This is a genomic window from Aquitalea sp. S1-19 (assembly GCF_024343515.1).
Genome location: NZ_RJTZ01000082.1, coordinates 1 through 15,748, shown reverse-complemented (window position 1 = coordinate 15,748; position 15,748 = coordinate 1). Strand labels below are relative to the sequence as shown.

Sequence of the window (15,748 nt, the reverse complement as noted above, 5' to 3'; positions counted from 1 at the left end):
TCGGCCGCTCAAATAGCGCAAGGTCCTAAGATCCCCTGCTTTCCTCCTCAGAGCGTATGCGGTATTAGCACACCTTTCGATGCGTTATCCCCCACTACTTGGCACGTTCCGACGCATTACTCACCCGTTCGCCACTCGTCAGCAGGCCGAAGCCCCTGTTACCGTTCGACTTGCATGTGTAAAGCATGCCGCCAGCGTTCAATCTGAGCCAGGATCAAACTCTTCAGTTCAATCTCTATGCTTTTTTCGTACTTTGGCACGCAAGTTCAAAGAAACTTTACGTTTCCAATCTTCTTGCAGTGCGAGTGTTTGGCATCGCCAAGCACTCACACCTATCGGTTGTTCGTTCTGTTAAAGAGCAGTGCCGCGCCGCTTGTTTCGTGTGCGTCGTCAGCTGAGGAGGCGAAATATACAGAACCGTGAAATAGGCGTCAAGCTTATTCTTTAAAAAAGTTAGTGCCATTCATGATTTATTGACAGCAAAAAACAAACAAAAACAAACTAATCAAATACTTACGCAAGTAAATTCATGGCAAACATTAATCTAAACATCTGCTGCAATATCCAAATCAGCCATATTCAGACAAAGTTGATATGGCATTCACCCGGAAGATAAATAAAAAGCCGCACAAAGTGCGGCTTTTTAAACATTAAGCATGCAGCGCCTATCAATCAGAGCACGTAACGCGCTAGATCTTCACGCTGGGCAACCATTTCCAGCTTGCTGTCCACATACTCGGCATTGATTTCGCACACACCCGCCTTGGCATCGAAGGAAACTTCCTCCAGCAACTTTTCCATCACGGTATACAGGCGGCGCGCACCGATATTCTCGGTTTTCTCGTTTACCTGCCAGGCAATCTCGGCCAGACGGCGAATACCCGACTCGACAAAGGCCAGTTCCACGCCCTCGGTTTCCAGCAGTGCCTGATACTGCCGGGTCAGGCAGGCATCGGTACCGGTAAGGATGGCATTGAAATCATCCACCGAAAGCGAAGACAGCTCGACCCGGATCGGGAAGCGCCCCTGCAGCTCGGGAATCAGGTCCGATGGCTTGGACAGATGGAAAGCACCCGATGCGATAAACAGAATGTGATCGGTCTTGACCATGCCGTACTTGGTGGTCACCGTGGTGCCTTCGACCAGCGGCAACAGATCGCGTTGCACACCGGCACGCGAGACATCGGCACCACTGCCTTCGGAGCGGCTAGTCACCTTGTCGATCTCGTCGAGGAACACGATGCCGTTCTGTTCGACATTGGACAGCGCTTCGCTGCGCAGTTCTTCTTCATTCACCAGCTTGGCGGCTTCTTCATCGATCAGCACGCGACGCGCTTCGGCCACGGTCATCTTGCTGGCTTTTTTCTTGCCTGCGCCCAGACCCTGGAACATCGACTGCAGCTGGCCGGTAAAGTCTTCCATCCCCGGCGGGCCCATGATGTTCATCGCGGGGGCCGCAGCGGCGACCTCGACTTCGATTTCCTTCTCGTCCAGCTTGCCTTCACGCAGCATTTTGCGGAATTTCTGCCGCGTGCTGTTCTCTTCCGTCTTCTCTACGGCTGGGGCAGGCTCGTCGGCAAAGAAACCCGGGCTCTGGCGCGGCCCCGGCAGCAGGACATCAAGAATACGGTTCTCGGCCGCGTCTTCGGCACGATAACGGTTCTTCTTGATGGCGCTGTCGCGGGTTTCCTTCAACGCCACTTCCACCAGATCGCGGATGATGGTGTCGACGTCACGCCCGACATAACCGACCTCGGTAAACTTGGTCGCCTCGACCTTGATAAAGGGCGCATTGGCCAGACGGGCCAGACGGCGGGCGATTTCGGTCTTGCCCACCCCGGTCGGCCCTATCATCAGGATATTCTTGGGTGTGATTTCGCTACGCAGCGGCTCCGCCACTTGCTGGCGGCGCCAGCGGTTGCGCAGGGCAATGGCGACGGCACGCTTGGCGGCGTGCTGGCCGATGATGTTCTTGTCCAGTTCGTGGACGATTTCCTGCGGGGTCATGGTAGTCATGGAAACTCCGTTCGGGCGATTACCGCGCACTAGCGCGTGCAATCAGCACACGCGTTTTCAGTCCAGGGTTTCAATCAGATGATTCTGGTTGGTGTAGATACAGATGTCGCCGGCGATTTCCAGCGACTTCTTCACGACCACGGCAGGATCAAGTTCGGTGTTCTCGAACAGCGCACGCGCGGCCGACTGGGCAAATGCGCCACCCGAACCGATGGCGGCAATGCCTTGCTCCGGCTCGAGTACGTCGCCGTTACCGGTAATGATCAGCGTGCTGTCGCGGTCGGCCACGATCAGCATGGCTTCCAGCCGGCGCAACATGCGGTCGGTACGCCAGTCTTTGGCCAACTCGACCGCCGAGCGCACCAGATGCCCCTGATGCTTTTCCAGCTTGGCTTCAAAGCGCTCGAACAAAGTAAAGGCATCGGCGGTACCGCCGGCAAAACCGGCCAGCACCTTGTCGTGATACAGACGGCGCACTTTGCGCGCGGTGGACTTGATCACGATATTGCCCAGCGTCACTTGCCCGTCGCCGCCCAGCGCTACGCGCTCGCCGCGACGGACAGAAATAATGGTGGTTCCGTCAAACTGCTGCATATTGATTCCCGATAAGAAGAGCTGCCACGGTCATTACGACAGCTCTCTCTATATATTGGCAGGCGCTCAAATTGCAAGCGCAGGCAGATCGACATGACTCGGATAACAAACCCAGGCCATACGGAACAACAAGCAAGAATCTGCTGGGGACGGACGGAAGATGAGGGCTAAAAGAAAAAGAAGAAGCAAAAAAACGGACTCAGGCGTCCGTTTTCATGTCGCGCCAGGTCAGCCACAAGCGCATATCGAATTCCAGCTGGTGATAGTCGGCGTCCATATGGCAACACAGCTTGTAAAACGCCTTGTCGTGCTGCTTTTCCTTCAGGTGTGCCAGCTCGTGTACCACGATCATGCGCAGAAAAGGCTCGGGTGCTTCGCGAAACAGCGCGGCAATGCGCACCTCGTTCTTGCTTTTGAGGCGGTTGCCCTGCACCCGCGAAATCTGGGTTTGCGTGCCCAAGGTGCCGCGCACCAGATCCATCTGGTTGTCGTACATAACCTTGGCCAGCGCCGGTACGCTTTTCAGATAGCGCTGCTTCAGCTCGCCGACGTACTGATACAAGGCTTTGTCGGTCTGGATGTCATGGCGCCCGGGGTATTTGCCGGTAATGACCTCGCCCAGCGAGCCGGCGTCCATCAGGGCGCGCACGCGTGCCTGCAGTTCAGGCGCGTAGTGTTGCAGGTACTTCAATTCGGACATGGAGGCAAACGGATAAAAGCCGGGCCAGACGGCCCGGCGTAGAACAGAATCAAACCGACAACTGCACCATTTTCAGCGGCGGGTTGCCATCGCTGCTCGGGAAGTCGGCTTCGGGCATGATCCACTGTGCGGCACGAATCGGACGGCCGGCCTTGGCTGCACTGCGCTGCAACTGATCCAGCCAGGCATCGCGATCAACCTGTGCCACATTATTGCAGCAGATCAGCGTGCCGCCTTCGGCGGTTGCCAGCAGTGCCGGCTTGAACAGCGCCGAATAGTCATTCACCAGATCGACCACGCCGAACGGGCTCTTGGCATAGCGTGGCGGATCCAGGAAGACCAGATCGAACTGGCGCGGCTCAAGTTCGGGGAACGGAGGCATGCGCTTGCCGCGCACGAACTTGGCCTGACCCAGGCCGGCAAGCTGGCGCAAGGCAGCAAAAGCATCGCTATGCAGGAAACGCGGACGGGTCGGCAAGGCGTTCATCTTGGCATTGGCACGGCCGACAGCCAGACTGGACTCGGCAAAATCCACATTCATTACAAAGCTGGCTCCGGCCTTGGCCGCAGCCAGGCCCACGCCGCAGGTATAAGAGAACAGGTTAAGCACGGTCTTGCCGGCTGCCAGCTCCATCACGCGGCGGCGTCCGGCGCGCAAATCGAGGAATAGCCACGGGTCTTGCCCGGCATGACGCCCCTGGATGTAGTAATCAACACCCATCTCGCGTGCAATGTGCGCGGCTTCGGCAGCCTCCAGCTCGGCACCGCCAAGCTCATTGGCAATGCGCGAATTGCCGGCGCTGCGGTCGTTGTATACCGTTACCAGCTCAGGGATGGCAGCGCGGAAAAAGTCGGCAATCGCCGCCTCTTCGCCTTCAGCCAATGGCGTATGGAAAGTCTGGATCAATACCAGATCGCCGTAGCGGTCTATGGTCAGGCCCGGACGGCCTTCCACGCTGCCGTGGAACAGGCGCCAGGTATTGGTGCCTTCGGCGGTGAGCTGGGCGGCCAGTTCGGCACGTGCGCTGCTGGCGCTTTGTAACAGTTCATTCAGTTCGGTATGCATGCAAGCTCCCTTTAAAGGATAATCGGGCCGGCTGGAGAGAGGCGCGGACGTCATCTTCCTTTCGGGTGGCGCGGCATTGTACTCTGCGACAGGGTCAAGCGGGGTACTATGCCGGTTTTGTTTGGTCCGGCACATACTGCACCGTCAGCGACACCGGCCCCGGACACCAGCCAAGGCGACAATCATGAACCGCAAATTTACCTTCTTTTCCCGCTTCATTCCCGACATTCTGGCCGGGCGTAAAACCATTACCATCCGCGACGACAGCGAATCCTGGCCTAAGCCTGGCGAACTGCTGGAAGTCCATACTTTTGAAGACGACCGCTGGTTTTGCCAGTTGCGCGTGCTGGAAATCAGCCCGCTGGCGCTGGCTGACTTCAACGAAGAACACGCGCAGCAAGAAAACATGAGCCTGCCCGAGTTGCGTCAGGTGATCGCCGATATCTACCCCGGCCAGGACGCTTTCTGGCCGATCCGCTTCGAAGTCACCGCACAGTAAACGCCAGTACAATAACAGGCAGGTATTCCACCCATATAATCAGTGCCATCGCCAGGCGGCGACACTGAAACGGAGACTGTCTTGTTTAGCTGGTTTGAAAAAAGGGTCAATCCCTATCCGGATAGCCCGGCGGCACAACCGCCCAAGGGCTTTTTCCCCTTTGTCTGGTCGGCTACCGCCGGCATGCGCCCCCTGATTGCCGGCGTGATCATACTGACCGCCAGCATCGGCGCTTTTGAAGCCTTGCTGTTCTCCATGCTGGGCTCGGTGGTCGACTGGCTCAGCCATGCCAGCCCGTCGACCTTGTGGCAGCAGGAGCGCGACAAATTGCTGCTGCTGTTCGCCATCCTGATGGCCAGCCCCCTCTTGGTTGCCCTGCAAGCCATGTGCAAGTATCAGGGCCTGTTCGGCAACTTCCCGATGCGCTTGCGCTGGAACTATCACCGCCACCTGCTCGGCCAGAGCATGCATTTCTATCAGGACGAATTCTCCGGCCGCGTTTCGGCCAAAGTGATGCAGACCGCGCTGGCTGTGCGCGATACCGTAATGATCGTGTGCGACATCATGGTATTCGTGGTGATTTACTTCATCACCATGACCGCCGTGGTCGGCAGCTTCGACCTTGTCCTGCTGCTGCCTTTTCTTGGCTGGCTCGTGCTGTATATCGCCACGCTGGCTTTTTTCGTGCCGCGTCTGGGCAAGGCCGCCAGCCGTCAGGCCGATGCGCGCAGCCTGATGGCCGGGCGCATCACCGATGCCTACACCAATATTTCGACCATCAAATTATTCAGCCATGCCCAGCGCGAAGCCGGCTTTGCCAAAAGCGCCATGCAGGAATTCATGCTGACCGTGCACAGCCAGATGCGCCTGGTCAGCGGTTTTGAAGTCATCAACCACCTGACCAGCATGCTGCTGATCGCCAGCACGGCCGGCGTCTCGCTATGGCTGTGGACGCAGGGCAATGTCGGTATCGGCGCGGTGGCGGCGGCCACGGCAATGGCGCTGCGGCTGAACGGCATTTCGCACTGGATCATGTGGGAGATGTCCAGCCTGTTCGAGCATATCGGCACGGTTCAGGACGGCATCAACACACTGGCACGCCCGGTCGCGATCAATGATCAGAGCGGCGCGCAGCCACTGAAAGTGACGCATGGTGAAGTGCGTTTTGAAAACGTGGGTTTTGCCTATGGCGGCGAGCGCAAGGTCATCGACCAGCTGACGCTGACCATACGCCCGGGTGAAAAAATCGGTCTGGTCGGGCGCAGCGGTGCCGGCAAGTCCACCATCGTCAATCTGCTGCTGCGCTTTTACGATGTCGAACAAGGCCGCATCCTGATCGACGGTCAGGATATCCGTACGGTCACGCAGGACAGCTTGCGCGCACAAGTCGGCATGGTGACGCAGGATACCTCGCTGCTGCACCGCTCGGTACGCGACAATCTGCTATACGGCAGACCGGATGCAGGTGATGACGAAATGGTCAGCGCAGCACAACGCGCCGAAGCGCATGACTTTATCCAGAGCCTGAGCGACCCCAAGCAACGCACTGGCTACGATGCCCATGTCGGCGAGCGCGGGGTCAAGCTGTCCGGCGGACAGCGCCAGCGCATCGCCATTGCCCGCGTAATGCTGAAAGACGCTCCCATCCTGCTGCTGGACGAAGCCACCAGCGCACTGGACAGCGAAGTCGAAGCCGCCATTCAGGGCAGCCTGTACCGGCTGATGGAGGGCAAGACCGTGGTCGCCATCGCCCACCGCCTGTCGACCATCGCCGCCATGGACAGGCTGGTGGTGCTGGATCAGGGGCATATCGTGGAGCAAGGTACACACAACCAGTTGCTGGCACAAAAAGGCCTGTATGCGCGGCTATGGGCACACCAGAGTGGCGGTTTCCTCGGCGAGGAAGCCGGAGAGGACGAAAGTACATTGACGACATAGCCAATAAAAAAACCCGCCTCAGGCGGGTTTTTTCAATGCCGGCCTCAGGCCGCTTTTTTCAGGATCTCGTACAAGGCATCCTTCAGCTGCAGCTTCTGCTTTTTCAGCGTTTCCAGCTCTACAGCGCTAGCCAGCTCGATATTGGCTTCGACATTCTTGATCTTCTGGTCCAGATCATTGTGCTCATCGAACAGGCGGGAAAAGTGGGCGTCTTCGGTTTTCAGCTTGGAAATCAGTTCGCGGTATTCTGGAAACATGGTTACTCCTTGATCAATGATGGTTGCCGTTTTATTAATCTTGCTATGGCTTTAGCATAACACGGGCAGGCGAAAAAAATCCGTCAGCCCATCGTTTCAAACCGCGTTTGCTTGATCTGGCTCAAACAGTCGTCTCACGATGCCTTACTCTGCTCCTGCTTGCTGATTTCGGCATGGACACGGCGTGCAGCCAAAGCCATGAATACCGCAGCCCAGCCATCAAAAATCAGCTCGAAGCTGACGGCCAGCCCGATCAGCCACAAAGCCGACACCGGCCAGCTGGCAAGCAGGTAAAGGCCAAACAGCATGGAAAACACGCCTCCGGCCACCACCCAGCCCCAGCCTTGCTCCGGCCTGTGCTGCACACCATTGACAGCACGCATAAAACCGACCGCCAGCAAAAATCCGCCCATGATCAGGGTCAGCCACGCGGCGGCGGCCAGCGGCTGCAACACCATCAAAGCGCCTGCCGCCAGATACATCAGCGCCGTCAAAATGGCGATGCTGCGCCCCCTCCAGCCTGCACCATGAAACACCGCGCTATAGAGCTTGAGTGCAGAGGCTGCCACCAGCAAAGCGCCGGCCACCAGTACTGCACCTATGGTGTAAGCCACGCTGGCAAACAAGCCGATAGAACCACCGATCAGGTAAAGCACGCCGACCGCCAACAAGCCCGGCCAGTAACGGGTCAGGCTGCCGAACAACTGCACTGAATAGGGAAGCCGGGACATGAAAATCTCCTAATGTCTAAACATTCAATTCGCGATTGTTCTGTTATAGACGTCTGACATTCAGCTGCCGGACTCAGCCATCACATAAATGGCATACTAGAGGGAACTAAAGCCGTCTCCCCGGCTCTTTCTCTGCATTCTCGTCTCAGGGTCCATCATGCCCCAAGCCCGCCGTTCGGCCTTATGGCCACGCATTCTGGCCTTACCCGCACCGCAAAGCGGACAGCGCGTAGCCGATGCCCTCGGTCGCCAGCCGCGCCAGCAACTGGACCGCATTGCACTATTGGCGCTGCCCATGCTGATCCCGGTCGCCCTGCCCGGCATGTCGACCACGTTGGGGCTGATCACCGTCGCGCTGGCGCTGGCGCATCTGCAACAGCGCGCCCTCTCCCTGCCCGGTTTTCTGGCCGAACGCACGCTGCCGGACGCGCTGGTGCGCGGCATGGACAGGCTGCAGGCGCGCCTGTTTGGCTGGCTGCCGCATGTATCGCGCCCGCGCTGGCTGGCCCTGTCGGGCAGCCGCATGCGCGCCGGCAATACGCTGATGCTGGCCGTGGCAGGTCTCGCGCTACTGACGCCGGTACCGCTGGTGAGTTTCGACAATGTGATTCCGGCCGCCGCCATCGTGCTGTTGACGCTGGGGCTGCGCGTGCGCGATGGCGCACTGCTGGCCGCCGGTTACGGCATGACGCTGCTGGGCGCCGCCAGCACCGCCGCCATGTGGTGGGGACTTTCCGTCGCCGGACAGGCCGGCGTGGCAGGCGCGACAGACTGGCTGCAGCGCCTGTAGAACCTTACTTGTTGCTCAGCGTGGCGACCGACAGGCCGGCGGCGACGAAGGCACTGCCGGCACCGATATTGAGACCGGCGACCACCCGTGGCCGCGCCTGCAACAGGCCAGCTAGGCGCGACGCGAACGCACCCATCAGCGCGAACACGACACAGGTGAGCGCGGCAAACCACGCGCCGTAGATCAGCATCTGCACGCTGGCGTCGCCGCGCGCCGGGCTGACGAACTGCGGGATGAATGCCAGCACGAACAAACCGGGCTTGGGGTTGAGCACGGCCGAGAGCAGGCCGGACAGGAAGATCGCCCGCATCGGCTGACGTGCGGCCGGCTCGAAGCTGATCAGGGAACGCGTACGCAAGGCCTTGATACCCAGCCACACGAGGTAGCCGGCGCCGAGGCCCTTGACGATCCAAAACACCAGCATCGACGTCTTCATCAGCAGCGTCAGCCCGCAGGTGGCGAGCAGCACGTGGAACAGGATGCCGGCGCCGGAAGCAAGCGAAGACACCAGCGCCGCCCGCCAGCCCTGGCTCAGGCCACGCCCGATCGCGAGCAGGTTATCCGGCCCCGGCGAGACAATCAGCAATACACAGGCCGCGGTATACGCGAGCCACACTTCAAACGGAAACATCGGTTTCTCCCCTGCCTTGCGCGGGTCTGTGCCCGCGCTTTTATTGTCGTGTAAGCCGCAGCCGGCGGCCGCGGCTAGCCTCAGGCGCTATAGCCGAGGTTGGGTGCGAGGTCGCGCTCGGCCTGCTCGATGCTGACGCCACGGCGCTCGGCATAATCGGCGACCTGATCGCGGCCAAGCTTGCCGATGCCGAAGTAGCGGCTGTCCGGGTGGCTGAAGTAGAAGCCGGACACGGCGGCGGTTGGCAGCATGGCGTAGCCTTCGGTCAGGCTCATGCCTATGCCCGGCGCGTCCAGCAACTCGAACAGCGCCTTCTTCACCGTATGATCCGGGCACGCCGGATAGCCCGGTGCCGGACGGATGCCGCGGTAGGCCTCGTCTATCAGCGCCTCGTTGGCCAGATCCTCATCTGCGGCGTAGCCCCAGAACTCGGTGCGCACGCGGTGATGCATCAGCTCGGCGAAGGCCTCGGCCAGACGGTCGGCCAGGGCTTTCAGCAGGATGGCCGAGTAGTCATCGTTGGCCGCTTCGAAACGCGCCACATGCTCATCAATACCGATGCCGGCGGTGACGGCGAAGGCGCCGATATAGTCGGCCTTGCCGGTTTCACGTGGAACAATGAAGTCGGCCAGCGCCCAGTCCGGGTTGCCGTTGCCGTCCTTGTCGGTCTTGACCAGCTGCTGGCGCAAGCCGGTCCAGCTCATGCGCAGCGCACCGGACTCCGGATCATAGATCTCGATATCGTCGTGATTGACGCTCGCGGCCGGGAACAGGCCGAGCACGGCATTGGCGGATAGCCAGTTGCCGTCGATGATTTGCGCCAGCATCGCCTGTGCGTCGGCAAACAGGCTCTTCGCCGACTCGCCGACCACTTCGTCTTCGAGAATGGCCGGATAGCGCCCAGCCAGCTCCCAGCTCTGGAAGAACGGCGTCCAGTCGATATAGCGCGCGATCTCGGACAGCGGGTAGTGTTCAAAACGGCGCACGCCCAGCCACTGCGGCACCGGCGGCGTGTAGCTGTCCCAGTCGGCCTTGAAGCCGTGCGCGCGCGCGTCTGCGATGGACAGCAGCTTCGCCTCGCCGCGCCCTTCATGGATGGCGCGCGCCTTGGCGTAATCTGCCGCCACTTCGGCAACAAAAGCATCGCACAAGGTATCGGACAGCAGGTTGGAACACACGCCGACCGCGCGGCTGGCATCGGCCACATAGATGACCGGGCCGCTGTAATGCGGCGCGATCTTGACCGCGGTATGCACGCGGCTGGTGGTGGCGCCGCCGATCAGCAGCGGAATGGTGAAGCCCTGGCGCTGCATTTCCTTGGCGACATGGCTCATTTCTTCCAGAGATGGCGTGATCAGGCCGGACAGACCGATGATGTCGGCGCCAACCTCGCGCGCAGTATCGAGGATCTTCTGGCACGACACCATTACGCCCAGATCGATGACTTGATAGTTGTTACAGCGCAGCACCACGCCGACGATGTTCTTGCCGATATCGTGCACATCACCCTTGACCGTCGCCATCACGATCACGCCCTTGGCCGGCGCGTCGGCCAGGCCCATGCGGATCTTTTCTTCCTCGATAAACGGCTCCAGGTGTGCCACTGCCGCCTTCATCACCCGCGCCGACTTCACCACCTGCGGCAGGAACATCTTGCCGGCACCGAACAGGTCGCCGACCACATTCATGCCGTCCATCAGCGGGCCTTCGATCACATGGATAGGGCGCGCGCACTTGAGGCGCACTTCTTCGGTGTCTTCGACGATATAGGTGGTAATGCCCTTGATCAGCGCGTGCTCGAGACGTTTTTCTACCGGCAATTCGCGCCAGGCTAGGTCTTCACCCTTGCCGACCTTGGCGTCACCGCGGAAGCTTTCCGCCAGCGCGATCAGCGCCTCGGTCACCGCCACCATGTCCGCGCCGCGCACCAGCACCACGTCCTCGATACGCTCGCGCAATACCGGGTCGACCTCGTCGTATACCTCCAGGGCGCCGGCGTTGACGATGCCCATGGTCATGCCGCGCTGGATGGCGTGATAGAGGAACACCGCATGGATCGCCTCGCGCACCTTGTTGTTGCCGCGGAAGCTGAATGAGACATTGGAGACGCCGCCGGAAATCTTGGCGTGCGGCAGGTTTTGCTTGATCCAGCCGGTAGCCTCGATAAAGTCGAGGCCGTAGCGGGTGTGCTCTTCGATGCCGGTCGCCACCGCAAAAATATTGGGGTCGAAGATGATGTCTTCTGGCGGGAAGCCGACTTCGTCGACCAGGATGCGGTAGCTCTTCTCGCAGATCTCGATCTTGCGCGCATAGGTATCGGCCTGGCCCTGCTCGTCAAAAGCCATCACGATCACCGCCGCGCCATAGCGGCGCAGCAAGCGAGCCTGCTCGACAAACTTGTCCACCCCCTCCTTCATCGAGATCGAGTTGACGATGCCCTTGCCCTGTATGCACTTGAGCCCGGCCTCGATCACCTCCCACTTGGACGAGTCGATCATGATGGGCACGCGTGCGATATCGGGCTCGGCAGCGATCAGGTTGAGGAAGCGCACCATGGCCGCGTGCGCGTCCAGCATGCCCTCGTCCATATTGATATCGATGATCTGCGCGCCGTTGACCACCTGCTGGCGCGCCACATCCAGCGCAGTGGCGTAGTCGCCATTGAGGATCAGCTTGGCAAAAGCCTTGGAGCCGGTGACGTTGGTGCGCTCGCCCACGTTCACGAACAGGTCGTGGTCGCCGATATTGAATGGCTCGAGACCGGACAGCCGGCACTTGGGCTCGATCGCCGGCAGCGCACGCGGCGCGACGCCATCCACCGCCTGCGCGATGGCCGCAATATGCTCGGGCGTGGTACCGCAGCAGCCGCCGACGATATTGATCAGGCCGGATTCGGCCCACTCGCGTACCGCCTGCCCCATCTCGGTTGGCGACAAATCGTAGCCGCCGAAGGCATTGGGCAGGCCGGCGTTGGCGTGTACCGACACGAAGCTGGCCGAAATGCGCGCCATTTCTTCCACATAGGGGCGCAGCAGGTCCGGCCCCAGTGCGCAGTTAAGGCCATAACTCATCGCTTCGGCGTGGGACAGGCTGTTGTAGAACGCCTCGGTGGTCTGCCCGGTCAGCGTGCGGCCCGACTGGTCGGTGATGGTGCCCGAGACCATGATAGGCAGGCGCGCCACGTCCGGGCGCGCATCGAAATAGCGATGGATGGCGAACACCGCCGCCTTGGCGTTGAGCGTGTCGAAAATGGTTTCGACCAGCAGGAAATGCGCGCCGCCGGCTACCAGGCCGTCGATCGCCTCGGTGTACGCCTCTACCAGCTCGTCGAAGCTGACGTTGCGGTAGCCCGGGTCGTTGACGTCGGGACTGATCGAGCAGGTGCGGTTGGTCGGCCCCAATACGCCTGCGCAGAAGCGCGGCTTGGCCGGGTTTTTTGCCGTTTCGGCATCGCACAGCTCGCGCACCAGACGCGCCGCCTCGCGGTTCATCTCCCATACCAGCGACTCCATGCCGTAGTCGGCCATGGCGATGGAGGTGGCGTTAAAGGTATTGGTCTCGATAATATCGGCGCCGGCATCAAGATAAGCCTGATGAATGCCGCCGATAATGTCGGGCCGGGTCAGTACCAGCAGATCGTTATTGCCCTTGACGTCGTGACCCCAGCCGGCAAAGCGTGCGCCGCGATAGTCGGCCTCTTCCAGCGCATGGCGCTGGATCATGGTACCCATGCCGCCATCAAGGATCAGGATACGGTGGGCAAGTGCCTGGTAGGCTGGATGATCGGTATGGGCTGGCTTCATAATGCGATGCTGTCGGCGGTAGTTTTTATTGCCGTCTATCTTATCATCATGATTAGGCTGATTGTCAGGCCGCCTTAGAACATTTGATTATCAGGATGCAACGGCTGGCCGCAGGCCATGGCATACCCGCCCGCCCATCCCGCACCCGGTACATACCATGCCTAACTGGCTCTATCTGCACGGTTTCAAATCCGGCCCCGGCTCGCTCAAGGTCAGCGAAACCCGCGACTATCTGGCCGCCCACCAGCCAGACACCACCCTGCTCTGCCCCGCACTGTCGCCCTACCCCGCGCAAGCGCTGCAACAGGCGGCCGGGCTGATCGAAAGCCTGAGCGAAAAGCCGCTATTGATTGGCAGCAGCCTGGGCGGCTTCTACGCCACGGCACTGGCCGAACGCTACGGACTCAAGGCGGTGCTGATCAACCCGTCGGTGCGGCCATTCGACCATTTTTCTGCTTTTGGCGGCGAGCAGCTGAACCCGTACAACGGCGAGCGTTTCATACTGGGTGACGCAGACCGCCAGGCATTGCTACAGATGTTTGTCGCCACACCGCAAGCTGCGCGCTACTGGCTGGTGCAAGGCTCGCACGATGAAATACTGGATTGGCGCGAGGCGGCGCGCCATTACGCCGGCTGTCGCATGACGGTCTTGAACGGGGATGACCACAGGCTGGCGCGCTGGCCGGCATTGCTGCCAACCTTGGCCCGCTTTGCCCTGTCCGCACCGTAAACAAGGCAATGCCCGCTTGGGTTTGGTACTTATGCTTAGCGCGCATGCATGCGTCAGCAACCCATCCCCGTTAGGCTCGCGCCGGTGCAAAATCCTCTGGCGAGGTCTTAAGCTGGCCTTTGTTTGAGCGATTCGACGCTAGCGAATCGCGAGTTGGCCAGCGCCTCGCCAGAGGGTTTTGCGCCGGGGTTTCGCGAGACTTCGGGGGCGCCGGGGATGCAAGGGGCCGGGCGCGTCCGGCCCCTGCCCGCTCGCCGCGCGGAAGCGGCAAGTAAAAAACGTCCGCGCAGCGGACACAAAATCCAAAACTCATGTGTGCCAACTTGGAATTGGGACATCGCAAAAAAACCCGCATACGGCCATCAGGCTGCATGCGGGTTTGGCATTCATTGCACTTGCAATTAAGGCTTAACCACTTCGGACTCGACCACCATGTCCAGCACCCAGCGCTTGGACGGTGCGTCTGCCGGCGGGTTGGCAATGTCGAATTCCTTGATACGCAGGCGGTAGTTCAGGCCCGCTTCCGGCGTAAAGCCTTCGATCTGGCCGTGATAGTTCTGCCACGGCTGCGCCTTGTCTTCACGCACCTGCAGACACTGTGTCGGCGCCACACCGACGCAAGGCTTGGTCTCGCCCATCACATAGATGAAACGGGTCTTGCCGCCTTCAAGCGAAGGCGCGGCATCCAGCACCAGCGTCTGCGCCGCGCTCTTGATCACCAGCTTGCCGGCTTGCGCCTCGACTTGCGGCTTGCTTGCCAGCAACTTTTTCAGGGCTTCTTCTTTTTGCATCAGTTCGGGCGGGCACATCATCATGGTGCTGGCCAGATTGCCGACCACCAGACGGCCATCCTTGATTTCAGCCGGCCCGAACAGACGGTTGCAACCGGCGCTGGCGGCGAGCATGCCTTCCTTCAGCGACAGCGTGGTCTTGCCTTCACCACTGCCGGCCTGCCATTGGCCGGACAAAGGGGCCTGGCTGGCACAGGCAGAAAGGGCAGCGACGGCGGAAAGGGCGATAAGGGTATGACGGGTCATAATGTCTCCTGTTCAGTCGCCGATATAATTTCGATACGACTTGGTTGCAATATAGCGTTGAGCCGCAGCATAAACGAAAAGCCCGTCGCAATGCGACGGGCTTTTGTTTACATCTGTTGCTAGACGGGCTTAGTGGTCGACGCCCTTGACCAGCTCTTCGACCACCTTCTTGGCGTCACCGAACACCATCATGGTCTTGTCCATGTAGAAGAGTTCGTTATCCAGACCCGCGTAACCCACGCTCATCGAACGCTTGACCACGATCACGGTGCGCGCCTTGTGCGCTTCCAAGATAGGCATGCCATAGATCGGGCTGGCCTTGTCTTTCAGCGCAGCCGGGTTGACCACGTCGTTGGCGCCGATCACCAGCACCACGTCGGTGTTGGCGAAGTCGGAGTTGATCTCCTCCATCTCCTGCACCTGCTCGTACGGCACTTCGGCTTCCGCCAACAGCACGTTCATATGCCCCGGCATACGACCAGCCACCGGGTGGATGGCGTAGCGCACATTGACACCCTTCTCGGTCAGCAAGTTGGCAAATTCCTGCAGCGCATGCTGGGCACGCGACACCGCCAGGCCATAGCCCGGCACGATGATCACGCTGTCGGCGTTGCTCATCAGGAAGGCAGCGTCTTCAGCCGAACCGGACTTGTAGTTCTTCGGGCCGGAAGCCGCGCCGCCGCCAGCGGCCGCTTCGGCACCGAAGCCACCCAGCAGCACCGATACGATGGAGCGGTTCATCGCCTTGCACATGATGTAGGACAGGATGGCACCGGAGGCGCCGACGCAGGCACCGGCGATGATCAGCACCGGGTTGTTCAGGGTGAAACCGATACCGGCTGCCGCCCAGCCCGAGTATGAGTTCAGCATCGACACCACCACCGGCATGTCGGCACCGCCGATCGGGATGATCAGTGTCACACCCAGCACCAGCGCCACTGCCACCATGGCGAGGA

The 15,748-nt window shown here is 60.3% G+C and carries 14 protein-coding genes and 1 rRNA gene; 4 read left to right on the top strand and 11 right to left on the bottom strand.

Features of this window, described 5'->3' with window-relative positions; genetic code table 11:
• From EGI20_RS12580 to EGI20_RS12560, 5 genes are all read right to left on the bottom strand, one after another.
• A 16S ribosomal RNA gene (locus EGI20_RS12580) occupies nucleotides 1-230 on the bottom strand; the annotation flags it as partial.
• A gap of 442 nt (nucleotides 231-672) precedes the next feature.
• Nucleotides 673-2,016 (bottom strand): ATP-dependent protease ATPase subunit HslU, encoded by a 1,344-nt coding sequence (hslU, locus tag EGI20_RS12575; RefSeq protein ID WP_124736715.1) that lies wholly within the window; start codon nucleotides 2,014-2,016, stop codon nucleotides 673-675.
• 57 nt (nucleotides 2,017-2,073) lie between these two features.
• Complete coding sequence (gene hslV / locus EGI20_RS12570; protein WP_160798379.1) at nucleotides 2,074-2,610, bottom strand: ATP-dependent protease subunit HslV; 537 nt, start codon at nucleotides 2,608-2,610, stop codon at nucleotides 2,074-2,076.
• A gap of 199 nt (nucleotides 2,611-2,809) precedes the next feature.
• Complete coding sequence (locus tag EGI20_RS12565; RefSeq protein ID WP_124736717.1) at nucleotides 2,810-3,310, bottom strand: YgjP-like metallopeptidase domain-containing protein; 501 nt, start codon at nucleotides 3,308-3,310, stop codon at nucleotides 2,810-2,812.
• Nucleotides 3,311-3,359: 49 nt separating this feature from the next.
• A complete protein-coding gene (locus EGI20_RS12560; RefSeq protein ID WP_160798375.1) occupies nucleotides 3,360-4,376 on the bottom strand; it encodes a class I SAM-dependent rRNA methyltransferase in 1,017 nt (338 codons plus the stop codon).
• A gap of 184 nt (nucleotides 4,377-4,560) precedes the next feature.
• Here EGI20_RS12560 and yqfB point away from each other — a divergent pair, with 184 nt between their 5' ends.
• Together yqfB and EGI20_RS12550 are read left to right on the top strand one after the other, a co-directional pair.
• Nucleotides 4,561-4,875 (top strand): N(4)-acetylcytidine aminohydrolase, encoded by a 315-nt coding sequence (gene yqfB / locus EGI20_RS12555; RefSeq protein ID WP_498631863.1) that lies wholly within the window; start codon nucleotides 4,561-4,563, stop codon nucleotides 4,873-4,875.
• 81 nt (nucleotides 4,876-4,956) lie between these two features.
• Nucleotides 4,957-6,813 carry an ABC transporter ATP-binding protein gene (locus tag EGI20_RS12550; protein WP_498631861.1) on the top strand — a complete coding sequence of 619 codons (1,857 nt, stop codon included), beginning with the start codon at nucleotides 4,957-4,959 and terminating at the stop codon, nucleotides 6,811-6,813.
• A gap of 44 nt (nucleotides 6,814-6,857) precedes the next feature.
• Here the strand turns inward: EGI20_RS12550 and EGI20_RS12545 are convergent, their stop codons facing one another.
• The gene (locus EGI20_RS12545) at nucleotides 6,858-7,070 is read right to left on the bottom strand and encodes an HP1242/YdcH family protein (RefSeq protein ID WP_124736721.1); all 213 of its coding nucleotides are present in this window, start codon (nucleotides 7,068-7,070) and stop codon (nucleotides 6,858-6,860) included.
• A 134-nt stretch (nucleotides 7,071-7,204) separates the two neighbouring features.
• On the bottom strand, nucleotides 7,205-7,801 hold the full coding sequence (locus EGI20_RS12540; protein WP_498631859.1) for an HdeD family acid-resistance protein: 597 nt from the start codon (nucleotides 7,799-7,801) through the stop codon (nucleotides 7,205-7,207).
• Nucleotides 7,802-7,958: 157 nt separating this feature from the next.
• Between EGI20_RS12540 and EGI20_RS12535 the strand changes: the two genes are divergently transcribed.
• Nucleotides 7,959-8,591 (top strand): exopolysaccharide biosynthesis protein, encoded by a 633-nt coding sequence (locus EGI20_RS12535; RefSeq protein ID WP_498631857.1) that lies wholly within the window; start codon nucleotides 7,959-7,961, stop codon nucleotides 8,589-8,591.
• Nucleotides 8,592-8,595: 4 nt separating this feature from the next.
• On the opposite strand, the gene EGI20_RS12530 is transcribed toward EGI20_RS12535, so the two are convergent.
• Together EGI20_RS12530 and metH are read right to left on the bottom strand one after the other, a co-directional pair.
• Entirely contained in the window at nucleotides 8,596-9,222 is a 627-nt protein-coding gene (locus EGI20_RS12530) for a LysE family translocator (protein WP_124736724.1), read from the bottom strand.
• An 80-nt stretch (nucleotides 9,223-9,302) separates the two neighbouring features.
• Nucleotides 9,303-13,025, bottom strand: a complete 3,723-nt coding sequence (gene metH, locus EGI20_RS12525; RefSeq protein WP_498631854.1) for a methionine synthase — start codon at nucleotides 13,023-13,025, stop codon at nucleotides 9,303-9,305.
• A 157-nt stretch (nucleotides 13,026-13,182) separates the two neighbouring features.
• Between metH and EGI20_RS12520 the strand changes: the two genes are divergently transcribed.
• On the top strand, nucleotides 13,183-13,755 hold the full coding sequence (locus EGI20_RS12520) for a YqiA/YcfP family alpha/beta fold hydrolase (protein WP_498631852.1): 573 nt from the start codon (nucleotides 13,183-13,185) through the stop codon (nucleotides 13,753-13,755).
• Between the two features lie 401 nt (nucleotides 13,756-14,156).
• Here EGI20_RS12520 and EGI20_RS12515 read toward each other — a convergent pair whose 3' ends face one another.
• Together EGI20_RS12515 and EGI20_RS12510 are read right to left on the bottom strand one after the other, a co-directional pair.
• Nucleotides 14,157-14,792, bottom strand: coding sequence for a DUF4377 domain-containing protein (locus EGI20_RS12515; protein ID WP_498631850.1), 636 nt, complete (start codon nucleotides 14,790-14,792; stop codon nucleotides 14,157-14,159).
• Nucleotides 14,793-14,921: 129 nt separating this feature from the next.
• Nucleotides 14,922-15,748, bottom strand: an 827-nt coding sequence (locus EGI20_RS12510) for an NAD(P)(+) transhydrogenase (Re/Si-specific) subunit beta (RefSeq protein ID WP_498631848.1), incomplete at its 5' end; no start/stop codon positions are given.

What these genes read in the sequence shown, in the direction of transcription:
- hslU (WP_124736715.1), bottom strand. Translation starts at nt 2,016, where the DNA reads ATGACTACCATGACCCCGCAGGAAATCGTCCACGAACTGGACAAGAAC.
- hslV (WP_160798379.1), bottom strand. Translation starts at nt 2,610, where the DNA reads ATGCAGCAGTTTGACGGAACCACCATTATTTCTGTCCGTCGCGGCGAG.
- EGI20_RS12565 (WP_124736717.1), bottom strand. Translation starts at nt 3,310, where the DNA reads ATGTCCGAATTGAAGTACCTGCAACACTACGCGCCTGAACTGCAGGCA.
- EGI20_RS12560 (WP_160798375.1), bottom strand. Translation starts at nt 4,376, where the DNA reads ATGCATACCGAACTGAATGAACTGTTACAAAGCGCCAGCAGCGCACGT.
- yqfB (WP_498631863.1), top strand. Translation starts at nt 4,561, where the DNA reads ATGAACCGCAAATTTACCTTCTTTTCCCGCTTCATTCCCGACATTCTG.
- EGI20_RS12545 (WP_124736721.1), bottom strand. Translation starts at nt 7,070, where the DNA reads ATGTTTCCAGAATACCGCGAACTGATTTCCAAGCTGAAAACCGAAGAC.
- EGI20_RS12540 (WP_498631859.1), bottom strand. Translation starts at nt 7,801, where the DNA reads ATGTCCCGGCTTCCCTATTCAGTGCAGTTGTTCGGCAGCCTGACCCGT.
- EGI20_RS12535 (WP_498631857.1), top strand. Translation starts at nt 7,959, where the DNA reads ATGCCCCAAGCCCGCCGTTCGGCCTTATGGCCACGCATTCTGGCCTTA.
- EGI20_RS12530 (WP_124736724.1), bottom strand. Translation starts at nt 9,222, where the DNA reads ATGTTTCCGTTTGAAGTGTGGCTCGCGTATACCGCGGCCTGTGTATTG.
- metH (WP_498631854.1), bottom strand. Translation starts at nt 13,025, where the DNA reads ATGAAGCCAGCCCATACCGATCATCCAGCCTACCAGGCACTTGCCCAC.
- EGI20_RS12520 (WP_498631852.1), top strand. Translation starts at nt 13,183, where the DNA reads ATGCCTAACTGGCTCTATCTGCACGGTTTCAAATCCGGCCCCGGCTCG.
- EGI20_RS12515 (WP_498631850.1), bottom strand. Translation starts at nt 14,792, where the DNA reads ATGACCCGTCATACCCTTATCGCCCTTTCCGCCGTCGCTGCCCTTTCT.